Origin of the sequence: Arthrobacter sp. zg-Y844 (genome assembly GCF_024385465.1) — a bacterium.
In the GTDB taxonomy this organism is placed as follows: Bacteria; Actinomycetota; Actinomycetes; order Actinomycetales; family Micrococcaceae; genus Arthrobacter_B.
Genome location: NZ_JANFLS010000002.1, coordinates 707,042 through 726,784, shown reverse-complemented (window position 1 = coordinate 726,784; position 19,743 = coordinate 707,042). Strand labels below are relative to the sequence as shown.

At 66.5% G+C, this 19,743-nt stretch carries 23 protein-coding genes; 6 read left to right on the top strand and 17 right to left on the bottom strand.

Going from position 1 to position 19,743, the window contains the following annotated elements; all coding sequences use genetic code 11:
- Nucleotides 1–2: 2 nt before the first annotated feature.
- The 8 genes from NNX35_RS10275 to NNX35_RS10240 form a co-directional block, all read right to left on the bottom strand.
- Nucleotides 3–458, bottom strand: coding sequence for an ATP synthase subunit C (locus NNX35_RS10275; protein WP_255765929.1), 456 nt, complete (start codon nt 456–458; stop codon nt 3–5).
- Nucleotides 455–1,756 (bottom strand): V-type ATPase 116kDa subunit family protein, encoded by a 1,302-nt coding sequence (locus NNX35_RS10270; protein ID WP_255867693.1) that lies wholly within the window; start codon nt 1,754–1,756, stop codon nt 455–457. Before NNX35_RS10270 ends, NNX35_RS10275 begins: the two co-directional genes overlap by 4 nt.
- On the bottom strand, nt 1,743–2,696 hold the full coding sequence (locus tag NNX35_RS10265; protein ID WP_255867692.1) for a hypothetical protein: 954 nt from the start codon (nt 2,694–2,696) through the stop codon (nt 1,743–1,745). Before NNX35_RS10265 ends, NNX35_RS10270 begins: the two co-directional genes overlap by 14 nt.
- Nucleotides 2,696–3,139, bottom strand: a complete 444-nt coding sequence (locus NNX35_RS10260) for a hypothetical protein (RefSeq protein WP_255867691.1) — start codon at nt 3,137–3,139, stop codon at nt 2,696–2,698. The genes NNX35_RS10265 and NNX35_RS10260 overlap by 1 nt, the downstream gene beginning before the upstream one ends.
- A gap of 44 nt (nt 3,140–3,183) precedes the next feature.
- Nucleotides 3,184–3,504 carry a hypothetical protein gene (locus tag NNX35_RS10255; protein ID WP_255765933.1) on the bottom strand — a complete coding sequence of 107 codons (321 nt, stop codon included), beginning with the start codon at nt 3,502–3,504 and terminating at the stop codon, nt 3,184–3,186.
- Between the two features lie 139 nt (nt 3,505–3,643).
- The gene (locus NNX35_RS10250) at nt 3,644–4,192 is read right to left on the bottom strand and encodes a flavin reductase family protein (protein ID WP_255765934.1); all 549 of its coding nucleotides are present in this window, start codon (nt 4,190–4,192) and stop codon (nt 3,644–3,646) included.
- A 6-nt stretch (nt 4,193–4,198) separates the two neighbouring features.
- Complete coding sequence (gene msrB / locus NNX35_RS10245) at nt 4,199–4,636, bottom strand: peptide-methionine (R)-S-oxide reductase MsrB (protein ID WP_255765936.1); 438 nt, start codon at nt 4,634–4,636, stop codon at nt 4,199–4,201.
- A 14-nt stretch (nt 4,637–4,650) separates the two neighbouring features.
- On the bottom strand, nt 4,651–5,142 hold the full coding sequence (locus tag NNX35_RS10240; protein ID WP_255863187.1) for a hypothetical protein: 492 nt from the start codon (nt 5,140–5,142) through the stop codon (nt 4,651–4,653).
- 95 nt (nt 5,143–5,237) lie between these two features.
- Between NNX35_RS10240 and NNX35_RS10235 the strand changes: the two genes are divergently transcribed.
- The gene (locus NNX35_RS10235) at nt 5,238–6,500 is read left to right on the top strand and encodes a S9 family peptidase (protein ID WP_255863186.1); all 1,263 of its coding nucleotides are present in this window, start codon (nt 5,238–5,240) and stop codon (nt 6,498–6,500) included.
- 7 nt (nt 6,501–6,507) lie between these two features.
- On the opposite strand, the gene NNX35_RS10230 is transcribed toward NNX35_RS10235, so the two are convergent.
- Complete coding sequence (locus NNX35_RS10230; RefSeq protein WP_255867690.1) at nt 6,508–7,167, bottom strand: CPBP family intramembrane glutamic endopeptidase; 660 nt, start codon at nt 7,165–7,167, stop codon at nt 6,508–6,510.
- A gap of 327 nt (nt 7,168–7,494) precedes the next feature.
- Here NNX35_RS10230 and NNX35_RS10225 point away from each other — a divergent pair, with 327 nt between their 5' ends.
- Nucleotides 7,495–8,238, top strand: a complete 744-nt coding sequence (locus NNX35_RS10225; protein WP_255867689.1) for a class I SAM-dependent methyltransferase — start codon at nt 7,495–7,497, stop codon at nt 8,236–8,238.
- On the opposite strand, the gene ybaK is transcribed toward NNX35_RS10225, so the two are convergent.
- The 3 genes from ybaK to NNX35_RS10210 are packed head-to-tail and all read right to left on the bottom strand — an operon-like array spanning nt 8,235 to nt 10,188.
- Nucleotides 8,235–8,744, bottom strand: coding sequence for a Cys-tRNA(Pro) deacylase (ybaK, locus tag NNX35_RS10220; protein ID WP_255867688.1), 510 nt, complete (start codon nt 8,742–8,744; stop codon nt 8,235–8,237). The genes NNX35_RS10225 and ybaK overlap by 4 nt on opposite strands.
- A gap of 48 nt (nt 8,745–8,792) precedes the next feature.
- Nucleotides 8,793–9,263 carry a SufE family protein gene (locus NNX35_RS10215; RefSeq protein ID WP_255765943.1) on the bottom strand — a complete coding sequence of 157 codons (471 nt, stop codon included), beginning with the start codon at nt 9,261–9,263 and terminating at the stop codon, nt 8,793–8,795.
- A gap of 25 nt (nt 9,264–9,288) precedes the next feature.
- Nucleotides 9,289–10,188 (bottom strand): sulfurtransferase, encoded by a 900-nt coding sequence (locus tag NNX35_RS10210; protein WP_255863183.1) that lies wholly within the window; start codon nt 10,186–10,188, stop codon nt 9,289–9,291.
- A 418-nt stretch (nt 10,189–10,606) separates the two neighbouring features.
- Here NNX35_RS10210 and NNX35_RS10205 point away from each other — a divergent pair, with 418 nt between their 5' ends.
- Nucleotides 10,607–12,520, top strand: coding sequence for a DUF222 domain-containing protein (locus NNX35_RS10205; protein ID WP_255867687.1), 1,914 nt, complete (start codon nt 10,607–10,609; stop codon nt 12,518–12,520).
- 57 nt (nt 12,521–12,577) lie between these two features.
- Here NNX35_RS10205 and NNX35_RS10200 read toward each other — a convergent pair whose 3' ends face one another.
- Entirely contained in the window at nt 12,578–13,087 is a 510-nt protein-coding gene (locus NNX35_RS10200; RefSeq protein WP_255867686.1) for a hypothetical protein, read from the bottom strand.
- 154 nt (nt 13,088–13,241) lie between these two features.
- Here NNX35_RS10200 and zapE point away from each other — a divergent pair, with 154 nt between their 5' ends.
- Nucleotides 13,242–14,279, top strand: a complete 1,038-nt coding sequence (gene zapE / locus NNX35_RS10195) for a cell division protein ZapE (RefSeq protein WP_255863180.1) — start codon at nt 13,242–13,244, stop codon at nt 14,277–14,279.
- A 78-nt stretch (nt 14,280–14,357) separates the two neighbouring features.
- Here zapE and NNX35_RS10190 read toward each other — a convergent pair whose 3' ends face one another.
- Both NNX35_RS10190 and NNX35_RS10185 read right to left on the bottom strand, forming a co-directional pair.
- Nucleotides 14,358–14,612 (bottom strand): antitoxin, encoded by a 255-nt coding sequence (locus NNX35_RS10190; RefSeq protein ID WP_229952144.1) that lies wholly within the window; start codon nt 14,610–14,612, stop codon nt 14,358–14,360.
- A 106-nt stretch (nt 14,613–14,718) separates the two neighbouring features.
- A complete protein-coding gene (locus NNX35_RS10185) occupies nt 14,719–15,990 on the bottom strand; it encodes a ScyD/ScyE family protein (protein ID WP_255867685.1) in 1,272 nt (423 codons plus the stop codon).
- Between the two features lie 414 nt (nt 15,991–16,404).
- On the opposite strand from NNX35_RS10185, the gene NNX35_RS10180 reads away from it, so the two are divergent.
- Together NNX35_RS10180 and NNX35_RS10175 are read left to right on the top strand one after the other, a co-directional pair.
- Nucleotides 16,405–16,563, top strand: a complete 159-nt coding sequence (locus NNX35_RS10180) for a hypothetical protein (protein ID WP_255867684.1) — start codon at nt 16,405–16,407, stop codon at nt 16,561–16,563.
- Nucleotides 16,564–16,638: 75 nt separating this feature from the next.
- Nucleotides 16,639–17,586 (top strand): CPBP family intramembrane metalloprotease, encoded by a 948-nt coding sequence (locus NNX35_RS10175; protein WP_255867683.1) that lies wholly within the window; start codon nt 16,639–16,641, stop codon nt 17,584–17,586.
- A 14-nt stretch (nt 17,587–17,600) separates the two neighbouring features.
- Here NNX35_RS10175 and NNX35_RS10170 read toward each other — a convergent pair whose 3' ends face one another.
- Both NNX35_RS10170 and NNX35_RS10165 read right to left on the bottom strand, forming a co-directional pair.
- The gene (locus tag NNX35_RS10170) at nt 17,601–18,164 is read right to left on the bottom strand and encodes a TetR/AcrR family transcriptional regulator (RefSeq protein ID WP_255867682.1); all 564 of its coding nucleotides are present in this window, start codon (nt 18,162–18,164) and stop codon (nt 17,601–17,603) included.
- The gene (locus NNX35_RS10165) at nt 18,151–19,692 is read right to left on the bottom strand and encodes an MFS transporter (protein ID WP_255867681.1); all 1,542 of its coding nucleotides are present in this window, start codon (nt 19,690–19,692) and stop codon (nt 18,151–18,153) included. Before NNX35_RS10165 ends, NNX35_RS10170 begins: the two co-directional genes overlap by 14 nt.
- Between the last annotated feature and the right edge of the window lie 51 nt (nt 19,693–19,743).

The following is a 19,743-nucleotide window of genomic DNA, read 5'->3' as shown; positions in this document are numbered from 1 at the left end:
GCTCATGCCTGGCCAATGAGGATGATGGAAATGATCAGCCCGTAAATCGCGATGCCTTCCGCCAGCCCGACCACCACCATGGCGCGTCCGAAGATTTCCGGCCGCTCACTCATTGCCGCCAGGGCAGCCGATCCGGTGTAGGCCACGGCGATGGCCGCACCGATGGAGGACCCGGCGACGGCTATGGCGGCGCCGATCAGGGCCGCACCGCTGCTGTCGCTGCCGTCGGTCGCTGCAGCGACAGCGGTGGCGGCGGCTCCGCCGTCGCCCGCCGTGGCCGGTGCCGCGTTCAGGGCGGAGACCAGCAGGGCCAGTGCTCCGGCCATCAGGACGCCGTTCAACCCGAGCAGCGCGCGGATCCCCGCCCGGCGGCGGCGGCGCATCAGGGCCAGGGCGCCCCCGGCCAGCAGGACGGTAAGGAACAGGGCCAGTGGAAGGACGGCAAACCAGGGATTCACGGCAGAGGCCTTTCAGCAGGGGCGGGGGCAGGGGCGGCGCCAAGATCGGGGGTCCAGGGGCGGAACGGGCGTCCCTCCTCGGTGAAGACGCGGGAGAAAAGCTCGTAGTACTCCAGCCGCAGGGCCTGGATTCCGGCAACGAGGCCTTCCAGGGCGAAGGTGAGCACGTTGCCCAGGACGAACATCAGGATGGCGGGAATGATCCTCCAGCCCGGTTCCCAGATGGCCGTGGTTGCCTGCCAGACCACCATCATCAGGGCGGCATGGGTGAGGCCGAACGCGGCCAGCCGGGTAAAGGACACCAAGTTGGAAGCCAGCTGAACCACTGTGTCCACCAGCTCCACGGTGGCCTGCAGCCCGCCGGTGGGCCCGCCGCCGGATTCCACGAACAAACCGATGAAGATGAGCACCAGTGCGATCAGTGCTGCGGTTCCGGCGGCCACCAGGATTACTGCGCTGCCGGCCAGCAGCCCCCAGGCCACCAGCCCGATTGCCGCGAACAGCAACGCGCCGGCCAACCCCGAGCGGGCGTAGAGGGCATACGCCCAGCCGCCCTCGCGGACCCGGTTGATGGTCCCCAGCGCGTAGGACCCGGCCAGCAGGACGGCGCCCAGCACCAGGGCGGCGACGATCAACGGGATGGGTTCTTCGAGCGGTTCCAGCCACAGCACCGGCAGCACATGGGTGGGACCGAAGAACTCCCCGTAGAGGAACCCGAAAAACACCGCAGCGGCACCCGCGCCGGTAATGAACAGCCACGTCCGGCGGTAGCGGTCCAGCCAGGGCACGCGAAGGAACCGGACCAGCAGCCCGGCAATCACCAGCAGCGCCCCCTGCCCGGCGTCGCCGAACATCATGCCGAACATCACCACGTACGCCACGGCGGCTATCCGTGCAGGGTCCAGGTCCGCATAGGGGACCGTGGTGTAGGTGTCCACCAGCAGCCGTGACAGCCGGGGCCGGCGTCGTTCCTCGCCGGTCAGCTGGGTGGGTGGCTGCACGCCGTGCGGCCGGCGCAGGGGAACCGCCGAGGCGCCGTGCGGTTCCAGGGCCTTCCGGAGTTCCGGCAGCTGCCGGGTGGGGGACCAGCCAACCAGTGCGGCCACGGGACCGTGCACGACGGCGGCGTCTTCAGCGCGCTCCAGCTCGTCGGGTCCGTCACCGGGCTCGTAGGGAAGATCCAGTTCGACGGCGGCGCTGCCCGCAACCTCGGTCAGCACGGGACGGCCGGCGTCCAAGGGCCAGACCAGGGCAATGCGTTCCATCCGAACCGGACTGAGGGTTTCACGCCACGGCATCGAGCACCTCGCTTCTCCCGGTGCCGGTCGCGGCGGCGGCCAGGGCGGCCCGGACCCGCCAGGCATCAGCGGCCAGGACCGCCATGGCCCCGACAACGACGTCCGGGCCGGGCAGCCCGGCCCGCAGCAGGCCGAAACCGTCGGCTTCGACCTGCGCGGCGAGACGGGCCTCTGCCCGCCACAGCTCGTGCGGTTCCTGCACCTCGGCCAGGGCCTGTCCGGCCGCCGGGCTCAGTGCCGCTGTCAGTTCCGACAGCGACGCAGCTTCGGTCCATCCGGTGCCGATCAGCGGACGGAGCAGGGATACCAGCCGGTCCGTGGTTCCGGTTCGGGTCACCAGCAGCAGGCGGGCGGCCAGCAGCACGGCACCGGCAACGGCCCACGGGCGTGTTGCAGGGGCGGCCGAGGCCAGCCGGCGCAGCCAGACGGCGGTGAGCATATCCGGCAGGGACACGGCGGACCCGGGGTCGCCCCAGGGCGACGCGGCCAGCATGGCCTGCAGCGTCTCGGGGGAGTCGGCGGTCTGCAGCCGCGGCCAGGCCGTGGCCAGCCCGCCCAGGTCGAACACGGGTGCGGAATCAGACGCTGGTTCCGGGTCCGTCCCGCTGTCGACGTTCCGCCGCAGTGCGGCGGCCAGGGCAACGATGTTGTCCGCCTCGTACCGTGCGGCGGCAGCCCGGACCAGCTGCGTGTCCTGGCCGGCCGGCAGCCAGCCCGCCAGGACACGCAGCTGCCAGAGCACGGTACGCCGGGTGGCCTGCTGCGCGGCTCCAAGTGTTCGGGCGCCGGTCAGTTGATCGGCGTACACCGATCCTTCCAAGGCCTCGACGGCTGCCGGGAGGTCCGGCAGCGCGGAGAGTTCCCGGCAGGTGCCGGCGCCTACCCGCCGCTGCGCCATGGACCGTGCCCGTACGGTGGCCGCCACCCAGTCCGCTCGCATCAGCCGGTGTCCGTTCCGCGGCCCAGCAGGTCCTGCACCAGGTCCGCCACAATGGCGGAGGCGAGTTCCGGCACCCGCGATTCGCCGTGGCTGCGGAGTCGCTGTGCCTCTTCCCGGGCTTCGTCGAGCAGGTGTTCATTTTCGCTTGCGGCTTCGGCGGAGACCCGCGCTGCGGCTTCGGCGCGCACGGCACCGCTGTCCAACCGGGCCTGTTCCACCAGGGCAGCGGCCTGGCGCCGGGCAGCAGCGACCGTCTGCTGTGCCTGCGCACCGGCGGATCCGGTCTCCTCGCTGCCCTCGGCGATCGTTGCGTCAAGTGCTTCGAAGACGGGGATAAGCTCGGCGGCTGTGCCTTCGTCGTCAGTAGCCGGGACGCCGGCAGGACCGGCCGGTCCTGGCGCGCCGACGGGTCGGAAACGGTCCAGCAAGCTGTTGCGTGCCATGCGGCATCTCCCTGAGCGGAGGGGCGGTTGCGGGTTCCTGCAAGCTAGTCTCCGGTGGCTTCGGCTTCCGAGGCCTCGCCGTGCCGGACTATGTCGCCGTCCGTGAAGAGGATGCCGCGGGCGATTTCCCGCCAGAGGGGAGTGCGGCGCAGCAGGAATTCAAGTTCCATGCTGAAGTGCTTGAACTCCTCACCGAGCGAATCAAGCATGATGGCCCGCGACTCGGCGTCGGGCTCCACGGCCATCCGCTGGACATACCAGCCGATGGCTTCGGCTTCCTCCGCCAGGCTGGCGCACATGCGCGCAAAGGTCCGCGTCTCTGCGGGAAGTTCGGAAGGCGGCTCATGGTACTGGTCTGTGCCCATTTGCATCTCCTCAGGCCCGGTGGATCCGCAGCGTCCATCCGGCTGCGAAACGTTCCCCCGTTCATCGACGTTACGTGGGGCACGGGAGGGAAACAATGGTTCGACCGGGTCGGGCGGCCGCAGCGGAAGGAACGAAAGGTCAGCGGGCCAGCCGGGCGTAGGCGGAGGCAAAGTGCAGCAGCGGGTCGGCCTCGTCGTCGGCCCCCGCGCGCCGGCCCATGGACACCACCTCGCCCACGATCAGCTGGTGGGTGGCCGCCGTCGTCACCTGCGTGGTGCGGACCTCGAACCAGGCGATGGAGTCCTCGATGACGGCGGCACCGGTTTCCGGCGCCCGGCCGTAGTTCACCTGGTTCAACAGCCCTTCGAGGGGCGAGCCGGGACTGGCAAGCCAGTTGGCAGTGCCCCGCAGCCGAGCCGGCAGCAGGCTCAGGGCCCAGCTGCCGGCGTCGATCACTGCCTCGGCAATGCGTGCCTCGGCGTACAGGCTCACGAGGAGGGTGGGCGGATCGTAGGAGACGGAGAGGAACCCGCTGACGGTCGCCGCGTAGTCGCGTCCGCGAAGGCGGGTGGACACCACGCCGACGCCGGACGCGATGTCCGCGCTCAGCTCCCGGTACCGGTCGATGACCTCGTCCGGGAGGTCGGGCCCGGCAACCGTTTCCCCGGGGAAGACTCCGTGCTCCATGGCTCCCTATTCCGCGGTGTCGGCGGCGGGCACCAGCTTCACGGAGACGGAGTTGATGCAGAACCGCTGGTCGGTGGGCGTGTCGAAACCTTCGCCTTCGAACAGGTGTCCCATGTGCGAATCGCAGTTGGCGCAGCGGACTTCAATCCGGTCCATGCCCATGCTGCGGTCATGCAGGTAGCGGACCTTGCCCTCGGCCAGCGGAGCGAAGAAGGACGGCCAGCCGCAGTGTGAATCGAACTTCTCGCTGCTGGTGAACAGATCGCTGCCGCAGGCACGGCACTGGTAAACGCCGGCGGTCTTGGTGTCCCAGTACTCGCCGGTGTACGGCCGTTCGGTGCCGGCCTTGCGCAGCACGGCGTACTCCTGCTCAGTGAGTTCCTCGCGCCACTGCTCGTCGGTTTTCTGTACCGGGACGGTTCCGGTGTTCTCTTCGGTAGTCATGTCAGCGTCAACGCTTAAGAGTCGCCAATAAATCCCGAGCCGCTGTACAGATGCAGCACGGGAACGCCGAGCCGGTCCTGCGCCTCATTGGCCCAGTCCGTGCGGAAGGTGTCCTCGACGGCGTGCGGCGTGGTGATCACTACAACCTGGTCCGCGTGCGTGCGCTTGGCGGTTTCGACGACGGCGGCCACCGGGTCTTCGCCGGTGACCGTGCCGGTGGCCTCGAGGCCGGCTGCCTGCAGCTGTTCCAGGGAGTCGGCGAGCGAGGTGACCGCTTCCTTCACCTCGTCGGCCTTGGACGGGCGGCCGCCGGTCAGGTTCCGGAAGGCCTCTGCAAAATCCAGCAGGCTGAGGTTGTCCAGCACGTCCACCAGCAGGTTCCGGCCCGGATCAGCGGGCACCAGAACCTCAAAGCGGACGGGGTTCTCTCCTGCAACGGCACGCAGGTTGTCTATGTCGCGGCTACCCAGCGATTCTTCCGTCAGCACCACAATTGTCGAAGTCATGCGCACCAGCCTAGTACGCCTGTCCGGGCAGGCCGCCCAAGGCCGCACCGGCCTGCCGTTACACGGACCCGGCACCCATCCGGTAAAAATGTTCTATGGCTATCTCCGTTCCTTCCGATGCATCCTCCGGCACCACCCCGGTTCTCTCGGTTCCGTGGGTCCGTTGGACGGCGTTCGGCGCCGGCGTCGGTGCTGCGGCTTCCACCGCCGTCGTAGCGGCCGCCTCCGGACTCGGCATCTACTTCGCGCGCCAGGTGGTCACCCCGGCGCGCACGCGGGATGCGAACCTCGAGATCCTGGCCGTTATGGACAGCGAGCACGGCCGGCAGGTCATCCTGCCGGCAAACCTGGACACCACGGTCGAAGGCACGTACAGCCTGTACTTCGACAACGGCAACGGGCATGCCCGGATCGGAGCCATTCGTTCCTATGTGCCCCGTGAGGGCACCGTGCAGCGGGACGTGGAAGAGGTGTACAGCGGCGACCTAAGCAAGGCGCGCCGCGGTTGGTGGAGCGGTTCCATCTATCCCTCGCCGGCCGCCGTCGGGCTTCCCGAGGAGGAAGTCGACATCCCGGTGGAAAACGGAACGGCGCCGGCCTGGCTGGTGCGTACTCCCGGTGCCGACACGTGGGCCATCATGGTCCACGGCCGAGGCGCCCGGCGGACCGAATGCCTGCGGGCGCTGCGTACCGCCCGCGAAGCCGGGCTCACCAGCCTGGTCATTTCCTACCGGAACGACGGCGAGGCCCCCTACGCCTCCGACGGCCGGTACGGGCTGGGCCTGACCGAGTGGCAGGACGTGGAGGCGGCCATCCGTTACGCCCTGGACCACGGCGCCCAGGATGTGGTGCTGTTCGGCTGGTCCATGGGCGGGGCGATCAGCCTGCAGGCCGCGGACCGCTCGCCGCTGCGCCGGTACATCCGTGCCATGGTGCTGGACGGGCCGGTGATCAACTGGGTGGACGTGCTGGCCCACCATGCCCGCGTCAACCGGATTCCTGCCCAGGCCGGCCGGCTGGGACAGTGGCTGATTTCCAACGCCGCCGGACGGGCGCTGACCGGGCTGGCTGCTCCGCTGGACCTCAAGAGCATGGACTGGGTGACCCGTGCGGAGGAAATCCGGATCCCCACCCTCATCCTGCACAGCAAGGATGACGACTTTGTGCCGTACGGGCCGTCCGCGGAACTTGCGGAGAAAAACCCGGACGTCATCACGTTCGAGGCTTTCACCAAGGCCCGGCATACCAAGGAATACAACGTGGACCCCGAGCGGTGGGAGCGCCTGGTCCTGGGGTGGCTCAACGAAGCCCTGGGCCGCACCCGGCATCCGGCGGAGCACCGTCTCGACGCGGAATAGCGGGTAGTTAGATCGCGGTAAGGACTACAAGGGTGACAAGGGCGTTGCTTGCGGCGTGGAGCAGAATCGGGGCCCAGATGTTCCCGTGGAAGCGCCGCAGCAGTGCCAGCGCAAGGCCCAGCATAAAGAGGTAGGCGAATCCCACCAGGACCAGGTGCACCACAGCGAAGAGTGCTGCGGACAGGACGACGGCGGTGAAGGGCCGGAAGCGCCGCGAGAGCCCGTCGAGGAGGGCGCCCCGGAACAGGACTTCCTCCCACAGCGGCGTCAGGACCGTTACGACAAGCACGACGACGGCGGTCAGCGGAGTGGACAGGCCGCCGAGATCCTTCAGCGGGTCGCTGGTGGACCGAGCCGTGGCCGTATCGAAGTCGATGAGGGACAGCAGCCCGAGGAACAGGCCCTGTGCCAGCATGCACACGATGATCGCCGCGGGGATCTGCCACAGCAGGTGCAGTATTCTCACCCCGGGCCGGCGAAACCCGAGGTCCGCAGGTGTCATCGAATTGCGGCGGAACAGGTGGACGTAAAGGGCCAGCATTGCCGCGGCCGTGACGGAGCCGAAGGCGGCGGGGAGAAGCGACTCGAGGGTGAATTCAACGACGCCGGAGAGTCCGAGCGCTACCAGTGCGCCGGAGGCGGCGAGAATGTACAGGGCGACGAACATCGACGCCCAGGCGGCCTGCCCGAGCGTCGCTACGGGCCGCTGGCTGGCTGGTGTGTTTCGCTGACTGACAACAAGATTCCCCCGATGATGGTGCTGGTGTGGCCCGCCAGGGCGATGGCGTTGGTTCATCCTGCCATTACTACCGGTGGTTTTCCTGCGCTTTGGGAAGAACCCTCCGGTTTGTGACCATCCCTGCGCGGCGCGGCGCAGGAAAATGCACAAACCGCAGGGAAATGCAGGCCCGGCGTCGGACCGGACCCGCACAAAGCCAGGGCAGGCACAGAGTAGGTTAGAGGCGCACTGACACATTCACGGGGGGAGCAAAGAATGCAGGACCAACAGGGAACCGCTCCGCTGGACGACTTTTTTCCGGCCTGGAACCAGGGTGCACATCCCGAGCTGTATGAGCTGGAGAATGAGGCCTTTGACCGGGAAGGGGTGGTCTGGAATGCACTTGCGGGCCTGGCGCCCTGGGCCGGGCGGACTCTCCTCGATCTCGGCTGCGGCACCGGGTTCTGGCTGCCGCGCTATGCCGAACTCGCAAAGTCCGTCATCGGCGTCGAACCCGATCCGGAGCTGCTCGCGGCCGCCCGGTCAAGGATCGGCGGAGCCGAGGTCCTGCACGGCTCGGCTGAACACATTCCGCTGCCGGACGCCTCGGTGGATGTTGTCCATGCCCGGTTCGCCTATTTCTTTCCTTCGCCCCAGAGCGACTGCACGGCGGGGCTGGCGGAAGTCCTGCGGGTCCTGCGTCCGGGCGGATCACTGGTCGTCATCGACAATGATCAGTGCGACGGCGACTTTGCGGCCCTGCTGGAGGCGGCCAACGCATCCGCGCATCAGGGCGAGGGCAAATACATCAAGGACTGGTGGGCACAGCAGGGTGCCTCCACGACCCTGGTCATGAGCAGCTGGACCTTTGACAAGCCGCAGGACCTGGTCGACGTGATCGGCATGGAATTCCCCAACGGGACCGCCGAGGCATGGCTAAACGAGGACCCGCAGCGGGTCCGGCTGAGCTACGGTTACGCCCTGCACCACCTCTCCAAAGGAGAGCGGAACCGCCGCTAGGCAGGTGCGGCGGCGATGGGGGCCGTGATGGCGTGCGTGAGCCGGAGAAGGTCAAAGGGTGAGAGTCCGATCTGCAGCCCCCGCCGGCCGCCGGAGACATACACGGTGTCCAGCAGCTCCACCCGGGATTCGATTCCGGCAGGGGAGGAGTGTTTCTGCCCCAGCGGTGAAATGCCGCCCACCACGTAGCCGGTGCGCCGCTCCGCGTCCCGCCGGTCCGCCATCACGGCCTTGCGCGCCCCCATCAGGGCGGCGAACTTCTTCAGGTCCAGGTTCAGGGCTACCGGAACCATGCCCACCGCCAGATGCCCGCCCAGATCCACCATCAGCGTTTTGTAGACGGCTTCGGGCGGCAGCCCGAGCTTTTCGGCGGCTTCCAGCCCGTACGACGGCGCGCCGGCGTCGTGCTCGTAGTGGTGCACCGTGTACGTGACCCCGGCGTCGTCCAGTACCTTGGTGGCCGGCGTCGCGCCCTTACCCGGATGCTTGTCGCGGTTCCCTGCCATGGCTGCGTCTCCTGTGCTCCTGCGGCCGCAAACCCGGCCGGTTACGGGCTACGCCGGCTGCTGTGCCAGTTTTTCGTGCTGGGCGAGCCGACGCTTGATGCGTCCCAGCATGGCGGACATTCCCCGCATGCGCAGCGGGGTAATGGCCCGGGTGAGGCCCAGACGGTCAGGAACATCGGCCGGAACAGCCAGGATGGCCGCGGCCGGAAGACCGTTCAGGCCTTCGTAAAGCACGCTCGCGAACCCGCGGGTGGTGGGAGCCTCCCGCGGTGCCTTGAAAAACAGCGAGACCAGGTGCTCGGGGGAGTCGTCCACGTCCAGGCTGAGGAACACCGGCGACTGGCATTCCACCACCTGTTCGAGGAGCTCGGGCCGGTCGGCGATTTCAGCCGGCAGATCGGGCAGGCTGCGGGAGAATTCCAGCAGCAGCTCCAGGCGGTCGGATTCCTCCATGGCCTGGAAGTCGTCGATGATCTCGGCCAGGGAGTCCGGGACAGCGTTTTCGGGTGTGGCAGTCATGAGTAAATCTCTCTTACTTGGTGCTTCAGCTGGGGGCGTTGCCGGGTTCTTCACCGCGGGCAATCGGAACGCGCACGGCGTTGCCCCATTCGGTCCAGGACCCGTCGTAGTTACGCACGGACTCGAAGCCGAGCAGGTGCTTGAGCACAAACCAGGTATGGCTGGAACGTTCGCCGATGCGGCAGTAGGCCACGACGTCGTCGCCTTCCTTCAGCCCGGCGTCGTCCTTGTAGAGCGCTTCGAGTTCCTCGCGGGCGCGGAAGGTTCCGTCTTCGGCTGCGGCCTTGCTCCACGGAACGGACTTCGCGGTGGGAATGTGGCCGCCCTTCATGGCGCCCTCATCCATGTAATCGGGCATGTGGGTGCGTTCGCCCGTGTATTCGGCGGGGGAGCGGACATCGATCAGCGGTCCCTTGCCCAGGTGTCCGACGACGTCGGGCAGGAACGCGCGGATCTTCTCGTCGTCACGCTCCACCACGGGGTATTCGGCGGGTTCCACGGAGACCTTGTCGGTGGTGACCGGACGGCCTTCGGCAATCCACTTGTCGCGGCCGCCGTCGAGCAGGCGGACATCCTCGTGGCCGAAGAGGGTGAAGACCCACAGGGCGTAGGCGGCCCACCAGTTGCTCTTGTCGCCGTAGATCACCACGGTGGAGTCCCGGGTGATGCCCTTGCGGGCCATCAGCTGGGCGAAGGCCTTACCGTCTACGAAGTCCCGGGTATCGGCATCGTTGAGGTCGGTGTGCCAGTCGATCTTCCGGGCACCGGGGATGTGGCCCGTTTCGTACAGCAGGATGTCCTCGTTGGATTCAAGGACCACCAGGTTCTCAGCGTCCAGGTTGTCGGCCAGCCACTGCGTGGAGACCAGGCGTTCCGGGTGGGCATAGGCGGAGAACTTGGGGCTGCTGTCAGCTGCGATCGACATACGCGGAACTTCTTTCCTCGGCAATTGGGCTTCCTTCTAGCCTAACGATGACGGCGGCCTAAAACTTCCATGCGCCGAACCTTGGAGGTGAAGCCATTCGGCACGCTGTCCCACGGTTTGGGGTTGCTGGTGTCGCTGAGGTCCCTCCGACATCACCAGCACCACCCGGCGGGATGCTGTGCTGCTGCCCTGGACGGGTGCGGTACGCCAGCTTTCCGACGCGCCGCGAATCGAGCCGAGGCGGAGGGCCTGAGGGCCATATTCGGTTGGGGTCTGTGTGGTCCTGCTGCCAGGTCGAAATGCTCGGTTTTCCCAGCACGTAGTCGTCTCAATAAGACGCGTATTTTGGGTTTCCGCGGAGGCTCGTTTGAGTCTGTTTTTGGTCCGGAAATGTCAGTGCGGGATGAAATCCTGAGGTATGGATCAGCTCGGGAACACCGAATGGACAACCGAAGAACCAAGCAGTGAAGACCAGCAGCCGGATGGCACCGCTGGTGAAACGGATGAGCCCCGCACGGCCTGTACCCTGACGGTGTACCGGGCTGAACCGGCAGCCGAGCCTGCCGGGCCTGCCGAGCCTGCCGGGCCTGCCGGGCCTGCCGAGCCTGCCGGGCCTGCCGGGCCTGCCGAGGCGAGTGCCGAAACTTCCACCGCCGCCACTCCGAAGGGCAACGCCGCCGCCGGCCATCCCGTTCCGGAGACCGGTAGCTCCAAGCCCGGTGTCACCCCGAACGAAAATACCGAGGACACTTCCACTCCCGACGACGCAGAAACCGCGTCTGCAGAACCTGAAGGCACTGACCACGTGGGTCCGGGTGGAGAGGCTGCGGGCGGTTTCCCGGACGGTTTCACCGGGACACTGGCGCTGCAGAACCTTGAAGCCTTTGACGAGCAGACGGTCGGCGAAGCCCTTTCCCGGGTGGCGCACCTGATTTCCTGGGGGCAGGCCCTGGAGGCCCGCCTGATCAACCGCATGGGGGAACTCTTCCGGGACGACACGTATGCCCCTTCCGAGCGGATCGAACCGGGGCTGGCTTTCAGCCTCGCAGCTTCCGAATGCGCGGCCGTCCTAAACGTTCCGCAGGTCACCGGTCAGCGGCTCCTGAACGAAGCGACGAGCCTATGCACTTCCCACACGGCAACCCTGACCGGACTGGAAGAGGGGCGCCTTTCCTACCAGCATGCCCAAGTGGTGCTGGAACAATGCGTGAACGTTCCAGCCGCGGCGCTACCGGAATTTGAGGCAGACCTGCTGGCAGCAGCGGAGGGCCAGACCCGGTCCCGCTTCTCCGCCAAGGCCCGCCGGCTGCGCGAGAACCGGTATCCGGAGACCATCAGCAAACGGCATTTGAGCGCGTTCGAGCAGCGCAAGGTCACCCTGGACCGCGAGGAAGACGGCATGTCCTGCCTGTCCGCCTATCTGCGGGCCGCAGAAGCCCAGCAGATCTACACGACCTTGAGTACCGCAGCACGGGGTGAGCAGGTAGCCGGCGATTCCCGGACTACGGATCAGCTGCGTGCGGACATTCTCGCGCAGCTGCTGATGGGAGGGTTCGGAACGGCTCGTGTCAGGAATGCTGCTGGGACTGGCAGGGTGGAGGACGGTGCAGGCGGGACCGGCAGGACTAGCTGGACTGGCGGTGTTGCGGGTAGCGGTTCAGCCCGTGTTGGAGCGGCGGGCGGTGGAAGTGCGGACAGAAATGCGGCAGCGGGCGAAACCGCGACGAGCCAAGACGCAGGACCGGACGAGGGAATCGTCCCTCGAGCGGAAATAATGGTCCTGATCAGCGCCGAAACCCTCTTCGGCGCCGACGAGCAGCCCGCCGAGCTGCATGGCTACGGACCCATCAGCGCCGAAGAAGCCCGCCGACTGGCCCGCAACGCCGTCGGATGGACCGGACTGGCCCAAAATCCGCACACCGGAGAGATCCTGGGCGTAGGACGACGCCGAAAAGTCCCGGCCGGACTCCGCCGCTGGCTCCGGGCACGGGACGGAACCTGCCGATTCCCCGGCTGCCGGGTCAACACCGCGAACGCGGACATCGACCACACCATCGACTGGGCTCGGGGCGGACCCACGGACCACGGAAACCTGGAGCACCTCTGCCGACGCCACCACCGGTTCAAGACCCTCGGTTACTGGAAAGCCTGCCAGCCAGCTCCCGGAGTCATCGAGTGGACCTCGCCGACCGGACGCGTCTACCGCACGGAACCTTTCCTGGAATTTGGCTTACCGGACACGGCACCGAATCCGGGTATGTACTCCACCCGAGAGGGACGGGAGGAGTCAGACGTGGAAGATTCGTTGCAGGAACAGGTGCCGCCGTTCTGACCCGATCCCCTCAGGGATGCAGGCGGACATCCGCTACGGTCGACGCAAGGCCAGCCTTCACCGGCGCCCTCTGCGGCGCCGCCTGCGGTGCAGGGAATGTGCCGCCGGGAGTGCACCTGCAGCACCTAGTGCCCCTGGAGCGGGCGTCTCCGGCGGAAGGCGCAGCGCCAGCACGACGACGGCGGCGCCGATACCCACGAACGCCGCCTCCAGCGGCTGAAACTCAATGAACGCCATCTCCCAAGCCTCGAGACCGATCAGGGCGGTCCCGGCGGCGATGGAAACCCGCCGGGCGGCCCGGTGGCGTCGAAGGTGCAGCATCCCGGCGGTGAGGTAACCACCGCCGCAACCTGTGGCAAGGAGAAGGCCCGGAAGTCGCCAGTCCCGGAACGGGGTCCGCCGCCGCAGCACGGACGGGTCAGCGTGAAGGAAGGCCCCGTCGGGGCGAAGGGCCAGGAGGATGCCACCGCCAAGCGCCGCTCCAGCTGTGCCGAACTCCAGCCCCATCAGGGTCCGCTCTTCGCCTGAATACCGTTGAGCGCCCGCCGTGTCCTGCTGCTGCATCATGCTCCGACTATGGACCGCAGACACAGCCGCAGTCCACCGGCGGCAGTTCCAGATTCCCGAACGCGTTGGCGTATCGTAGCGAGGGCGGCAGAACGCCGCAGAACCGGCACGTTTCGTGCCGGAAGCAGGCATCAAACGGACGGAAAAGCGCGCAGTGGCACAACTCGAGCACCTGACAGAACGGACTCCCCAGGTATCGGTGGATGAACTGCTGCAGGGATTCTTCCCCTCGCCCCGGTTCGGCAGCGTGTCCTTTGATTCCTACCGTCCCGATCCGGAGCAGCCCTCCCAGGCCAAAGCCGTGGGCGCGATGCGTTCCTTCGCAGCCGACGTCGACACTCCCGAGCCCAGCGGCCTGCGGAAGTTCTTCGGCGGCAGGAAACCCGAGAGCAAAGCCGGATTCTACCTGGACGGCGGATTCGGCGTCGGCAAGACCCACCTGCTGGCCTCGCTCTGGCATGCCGTGGAAGGGCCCAAGGCCTTCGGCACGTTTGTGGAGTACACCAACCTCGTGGGTGCGCTCACCTTCCGCAAGACCGTGGACGCGCTGAGCGCCTACAAGCTGGTCTGCATTGACGAATTCGAACTCGACGATCCGGGCGACACGGTGCTGATGTCCCGCCTGATGCGTGAACTGGCCGACGCCGGCGTGAAGCTTGCGGCTACGTCCAACACCCTGCCGGGTTCCCTGGGCGAGGGCCGCTTTGCCGCCGTCGACTTCCAGCGCGAGATCCAGGTCCTCGCGGACCAGTTCGACGTCGTCCGCATTGACGGTGAGGATTACCGTCACCGCGGTCTGCCCGAGTCGCCCCAGCCGCTGCAGGACGGGGAACTGGAAGCGCGGATGGAAACCGAATTCTCCGGCCGGACCGTCGCTGTTGACGACTTCTCCGAACTCATCAACCACCTTTCCCAGGTCCACCCGAGCCGGTACCGGCAGATGCTCGACGGGGTGGAAGCGGTTGCCTGGCACAACGTGCAGACCATCACCGAACAGTCCGTGGCGCTGCGCTTTGTGGTCCTTGCCGACCGGCTGTACGACAAGGACGTGCCGATCCTGGCCAGCGGGGTGCCGTTCGATCAGCTGTTCACCAAGGAAATGATGGCCGGCGGGTACATGAAGAAGTACTTCCGAGCTGTTTCGCGCCTGACCGCACTGGCCCGCGAGGGCCAGACGGGCGAAGCGTCGTAGCAGGACCCGCTTAAACGGCGGAAGCGCCGGTGCCGCCTCTCGGCGGGACCGGCGCTTCTTTGTCGTGCTCTCGGGTCGTTAGGCCGGAGGCGTCTGTCCGGGACCGTTGCCGGTTCCCGGCTCGCGGTTGCGGTTGGTCTTGTCAACTGCTTCCGAGGCCTTGCTCTGGAAACCATCGATCTTGCTGGAGTACTTGCGACCGGTCTTCTGGTCGACGAAGTTCCCTGCCTGATCGATGCCGCCCTTGATCTTGTCGGCATTCTGTCCGACAAATCCGGTGGCCTTTTCCTTCAGCTCACCGGCCCTGCCTTTGAGCTCGTCAAATACAGACACGGATCACCTCCTTTCACAGGGGAAACCCGCTCGTTTCCCGTTCGCCTCCATGTTAGGTCCCGCAGGGGTTGGAGGAAAGGACTTTCCTCTGCGGGCATATCCTTCGCTATTCCCCGGACCCGTCCTCCCGGACGCCGTCACCCGAGTGCCGATCCGAACCGCCGTGGTGATGGTGGTATCCGGCGCAGTTGTCGTCCAGTTCGATCCGGATGATGCTGCCGCCGGTTGGAGGAGCCGGGTCGGCCGGAGGCTCCGCAACCGGCGGGGCCTCGGGGCCTGGTCCGGCCGGGAGTCCGGCCAGTACATCAACCGACGCGTACAGCGCGTCGCCGCGCAGTTCCAGGGCGGCCGGTTGGCTGGCCTCCAGAAACAGCTCCGGAGTGTCTGATCCGGACGGTACTACCGAGATCCGGTTAGCGAACAGCTCCGCCACGAAGATATCGCCGTTGTCGTTCACCGCCAGACCGGTGGCCCCGATGAAGCCGGTCGCCACGAGTTCCGGTGCGAGAGTGGCCGGGTCGACCCGGAACACGGATCCCGGAGCACCACCCTCCGGGCCGCCCGGCAACGAGGTCACGTACAGGGCGCCGTCGGGACCGCGTTCGACGTCGGTCGGCACCGGTTCCAGGTTGTACGTGAGTCCCACCGTGCACGCCGGCAGCCCGAACCCCGCGGCCGTTTCGGCGGTAATGGTGAGCGGCACAGGAGGCAGCACCGCGACCGTCAGGATGCCGCCGTCGTCGTTCACCTGGATGAGGGCGTTCATTCCCGCGTCGGCCACGATGGTTCCGCCGTACCTGCCGGGAAGCGAAGCCACGGGGTTGGAGTCCGGGAGCCCGGTGTAGGGAGCAGGGGCAACACCAGGCGGCAGTTGGGCCGCGCATTCGGCGGGAAGCGCCTCCTCGAAGCCGTAAGTGTTGATGCTGTCCGGATTCTCAGCGAATTCGTAGGCGGAAATGTCCCCGACGGTCTCAATGTTGCCGTCCCGGTCAATGAACTGCAGCAAGGTGACGTTGGCGACCGGGTCGTTGCTTCCGGCGCCGGTGGCAACCGTGTAATAGGTAGCTCCGCGGTCGCGGGAAACGGAACCGGGGGAATAGCCGTCGGGTGCCGTTGCCAGGACCTCGGGTTCTCCGCCGTCAGTAATGCGGGTCAGGAGCGTAGTGAATGATTGGGCTACGTCGAGGGTGCCGCCACGGCCGACGGCGAAACTCAAGGGACCGAGCAGCCCCTCGGCAACGGTGGTGACTTCCCCGGCAACAGGTACTGGGGATGGTGATGGTGGGTGGTGCCGTCCGCCGGCGGTCGCAGGTGAGGCTGCCAGCCCCAGCGCTGCGGTTGCGGCAAGAACGGCGAGGGCAGGTGATGATTTCTTCACGGTGATCTCCTCAGCATTGGTGCGGTGCAATGCGAGACTCGCCTCTTGGCCTCCCGTGGATCCCGGCCACGCCCCCGGCCAAGGCATTCAAAGCCTAGGGACGGCCGGGCTCTGCGAACACGTAGTTTTGGCACATGCGCCGGCCCGCCGTTCAGAAAAACCAAGTAGTTTCCGGGGTGCCGAAGCGAGTAATTTTTCGGGGCCCGGTGCGAGGCCGGGGGACAGGTGATAGGAGTAAGCAGCCATGAGCACCTTGATCGCTACCGCGCATCCGGATCCGGGATCACTGACGCACGCCACTGCGGCGCAGCTGCACAACCTGCTGGGGGAGGAGCCGACCCGCATCGTCCACCTGCACAGGAGGGCTTTGAATCTTATGCCAGGCACGGCTACACACAGTCCTTCAGCACCTCAGTGGAGCACGGCATCATCTACTTCTGTGGAATACGACGCGGCAAAACCGCCTTTATCCACGAGTCCGAGTCGACGAACAAGGACGCCGTTGCTGCTCGGATGTACGCTGCCACCGCTACGGTCGCCGCGGCAATCAACGCAGCGGGCGTGGCTGCGTAGGTTGCCCGGGTCTTCGTGGTGGACTGGCGTCGATCCTGCACTACCGCCCCGACGCGATAAATGAGGACCTTCGATATGCCTGCACGCACACCGACTGCAGTGACGTCTCACCTGCCGGACCAGACGCGGCAAGCGATTCCGCGGTGGCGCGCGCTTCAGGCTGCAGTCCTTGGATGGGCGTTTCTCGGCATGGGCCTTGGAACCGCTATAGGAATTGCCGAAGCCCTGGGCCAGGCATTTGGTTGGGGACGGCTTCCTGAAGTCCTGTTGCAGGCAGTCCTGATGTCCGCCGTCGTGGTGCCGGGTATCGTGCTGCTGCGTCGGCGGCTCGACCACCGCGACCTGGAGGGACTCGGCCTCAGCAGGTCAGCCGCCCGGCCGCTGGCCCTGGGCGTGGCTGTGGGCGCGCTCACCGGCCTCCTCGTCTGGCTACCCGCCGGCCTGGCCGGGTGGATACGGGTGGAACAGCTCGACCTTGCCGCGTTCCTGGGCTTCCTGCTCCTGAACGGCGTGGTGCTGGCTCTCTACGAGGCGCTTCCGGAGGAACTTGCCCTGCGCGGGTATGTCTGGACGAACCTGCGGGACGGCTGGGGGCTGGCGGTTGCGACGCTGGTGACCACTGCGTTGTTCCCATTCGTGGGAGTGGTGGTGGGACCGGTGCGGTGGGCTATCACCACGGTGCTCGGCGGCGACGGAGGAGGAATCGAGGTGTTCCCTGCAGGCAACGACCCGATTGCCTACATCGTGCAGCTGGTGCTGTTCGGGCTGGCGCTCGTGGCGGCCCGGCGCATCCCGGTGCCCGGCGCGTTGTTGGTGGCGGTCGCATTCCACTGGACGCAGCTAACCGTCACCCGCACGATTCTCGGGGGAACGGGATGGCTCGACTCAGGATGGACCATCGTCTGGGTTGAACCGGATGCGATCGCCCTGGTCTTGGTGCACATCATCCTTGCCGGCGTTGCCTTCATTGCCGTACGCCGGCGGCTGCAGCGCCTGGCCGGACGAGCCGGCGCTGCAGCCTAGGGAACCGGTCCCCGTTAGGCAGGTTCCGTCATCGCGAGGAGGCGGGTTCGAGCTGACCGGAGTTCAGCCGGAGTGAGATATGGGGTTCCGATGGACGCCGCGAGCCCTTCGGCTGCGTAGCGGATGGTCAGCGACAGCGCAGGATCGATACCGTCGGCGTCGAAAGCCTTCCGCCATTTCTCCGCATCGGCTTTAAGCGCCTCCTGCCCGGGTTGGCCACTGCCGATAATGAGCAGAAGCGAACCGGGAGAGACAACGTCCCGTACGGCGGCGTCGTCGTCGGTTAGTGCACGGATGTACGCGCGGAGCAGTTTCCCCGGCCGGTCTTCCGAAGAATCCAGGCGCTCGTGCACCGCGTCCCATAAACGCTGCGACACGTCCACCAGGATTGCTTCCTCGAGGGCGCTCCTGCTGGTGAAATGGTGGGTCAGCGCTCCCTTGGATGCCCCGGCGGCTGAAGCGATGTCAGCCAGGCTGACGTTTGCGCCGTGGGAATAAATCATCTGGGACGCGGCATCGATGATTGCCCGCCGAGTCCGTTCCTTGTCGCGCGTCGCCGTCGATTCAGTGGGTTTCATGAGGTTCTCCAGTGCTCTTGTCCAGAGAGGTATCCGACGGGATGAGGCGCCAGGCGATGACCGCTGCCACCACCAGCAGTGCGGCAGCAATAAACGACGTCACCTGCATGCCATGCGTGAACGCCTGCTGCGCCACGGCCAGCAAAGTATCATCGGTTTTGCCCAGCTCACCGGCTGCACTGGCCAGGGAATCCTGCAGGGCTGCCGCCGCTTCAGGGGAGGTGCCCGAAGGGATCTCCAGCTGTGCTCGGTAGAGGGCGGTTTGGACCGATCCGAGGACGCCGATGCCCAGCGCGACGCCCAGCTCGTAAGCGGTTTCCGCGATGGACGAGGCCGCACCCGCCCGTGCCGGCGGGGCCGCAGCCACAACGGCATCCGTGGAAAGCGTCATGGCGAGGCCCGTTCCCAGACCGATTACCGCAAGGGCAATGCCGATACCCGCGTAACTGGGCAATCCTTCGGTCAGGCCAAGCAGTGCCAGCCCCAGGGCACCGATAAGCAAGCCGGCTGCAATGGCACGGCCCAAGCCCAGCTTGGACAAAGCGAAACCGACTACTCCTACTACGGCCAGGGAAGCGATGGTTGCGGGCATTTCCGCCATTCCCGCCCAGAAGGGGGAGTAACCGCGGACCAGTTGCAGGTACTGGGAGAAGAAGAACAGCAGCCCGAAGAAGGCGAAGATGGACAGGGCGTTGGCCGCCACTGCTCCGCCGAAGGCAGGGATGCGGAACAGGCTGATGTCCACGAGGGGCGTTTCCAGTTTTTGCTGGCGCCGGACGAACAGCCATCCTGCGCCCAGACCCAGGAGAAGGGTTGGAAGGACGGACCAATCGAGTCCGTGGCCCACCACCTGCTTGACGGCGTACACCACCGGCACAATGGCCAGTACTGAGAGCGCGGCGGAAACCAGGTCGATTTTTCCGGCATTGGGGTTCTTGGACTCGGGCAGAAGCCAGATGCCGAGCACCACAATAAGGACGATCACCGGAACATTGATCAGGAAGACTGAACCCCACCAGAAGAATTCCAGCAGGGCACCGCCGACCAACGGCCCGACGGCGCCGCCCGCCATCGCTCCCGCAGACCAGATGGCGATGGCGCGCGTCCGCTGGACTGGGTCGTGGAACAGGTTGCGGATGATCGACAGGGTGGAGGGCATGATGGTCGCGCCGGCGATGCCCAGCAGGGCACGTGCCGCAATCAGCACCTCCGCGGACGGCGCGAAGGCAGCCAGCAGGGAAGCTACGCCGAAGGCGATGCTGCCGATCATTAGAAGACGTTTACGTCCGATGCGGTCCGCCAGGTTCCCCATCGTCACGAGGAGGCCGGCCAGGACGAACGAGTAGATATCGCCGATCCAGAGGATCTGGGTGGCTGACGGCGACAGGTCCGCTGTCAGGGCAGGGACCGCCATATAAAGGACGGTGCCGTCGATGGCGAGCAGGGTTACGGCGAGGATGAGGACGACGAGGGCGAGCCATTCCTTGCGCCCCGCCTTGGTGGGGGAGATGGAGGGAAGTGCGCTCATGCCCCAAGACTAACAAACCATTTGGTTCGTTAATCTTCAGATCCGCTATGG

Bases quoted from the DNA above. Each gene is read 5' to 3' on its own strand.
- NNX35_RS10270 (WP_255867693.1), bottom strand. From the start codon at position 1,756: ATGCCGTGGCGTGAAACCCTCAGTCCGGTTCGGATGGAACGCATTGCC.
- NNX35_RS10265 (WP_255867692.1), bottom strand. From the start codon at position 2,696: ATGCGAGCGGACTGGGTGGCGGCCACCGTACGGGCACGGTCCATGGCG.
- NNX35_RS10260 (WP_255867691.1), bottom strand. From the start codon at position 3,139: ATGGCACGCAACAGCTTGCTGGACCGTTTCCGACCCGTCGGCGCGCCA.
- NNX35_RS10255 (WP_255765933.1), bottom strand. From the start codon at position 3,504: ATGGGCACAGACCAGTACCATGAGCCGCCTTCCGAACTTCCCGCAGAG.
- NNX35_RS10250 (WP_255765934.1), bottom strand. From the start codon at position 4,192: ATGGAGCACGGAGTCTTCCCCGGGGAAACGGTTGCCGGGCCCGACCTC.
- msrB (WP_255765936.1), bottom strand. From the start codon at position 4,636: ATGACTACCGAAGAGAACACCGGAACCGTCCCGGTACAGAAAACCGAC.
- NNX35_RS10240 (WP_255863187.1), bottom strand. From the start codon at position 5,142: ATGACTTCGACAATTGTGGTGCTGACGGAAGAATCGCTGGGTAGCCGC.
- NNX35_RS10235 (WP_255863186.1), top strand. From the start codon at position 5,238: ATGGCTATCTCCGTTCCTTCCGATGCATCCTCCGGCACCACCCCGGTT.
- NNX35_RS10230 (WP_255867690.1), bottom strand. From the start codon at position 7,167: ATGTTCGTCGCCCTGTACATTCTCGCCGCCTCCGGCGCACTGGTAGCG.
- NNX35_RS10225 (WP_255867689.1), top strand. From the start codon at position 7,495: ATGCAGGACCAACAGGGAACCGCTCCGCTGGACGACTTTTTTCCGGCC.
- ybaK (WP_255867688.1), bottom strand. From the start codon at position 8,744: ATGGCAGGGAACCGCGACAAGCATCCGGGTAAGGGCGCGACGCCGGCC.
- NNX35_RS10215 (WP_255765943.1), bottom strand. From the start codon at position 9,263: ATGACTGCCACACCCGAAAACGCTGTCCCGGACTCCCTGGCCGAGATC.
- NNX35_RS10210 (WP_255863183.1), bottom strand. From the start codon at position 10,188: ATGTCGATCGCAGCTGACAGCAGCCCCAAGTTCTCCGCCTATGCCCAC.
- NNX35_RS10205 (WP_255867687.1), top strand. From the start codon at position 10,607: ATGGATCAGCTCGGGAACACCGAATGGACAACCGAAGAACCAAGCAGT.
- NNX35_RS10200 (WP_255867686.1), bottom strand. From the start codon at position 13,087: ATGATGCAGCAGCAGGACACGGCGGGCGCTCAACGGTATTCAGGCGAA.
- NNX35_RS10175 (WP_255867683.1), top strand. From the start codon at position 16,639: ATGCCTGCACGCACACCGACTGCAGTGACGTCTCACCTGCCGGACCAG.
- NNX35_RS10170 (WP_255867682.1), bottom strand. From the start codon at position 18,164: ATGAAACCCACTGAATCGACGGCGACGCGCGACAAGGAACGGACTCGG.
- NNX35_RS10165 (WP_255867681.1), bottom strand. From the start codon at position 19,692: ATGAGCGCACTTCCCTCCATCTCCCCCACCAAGGCGGGGCGCAAGGAA.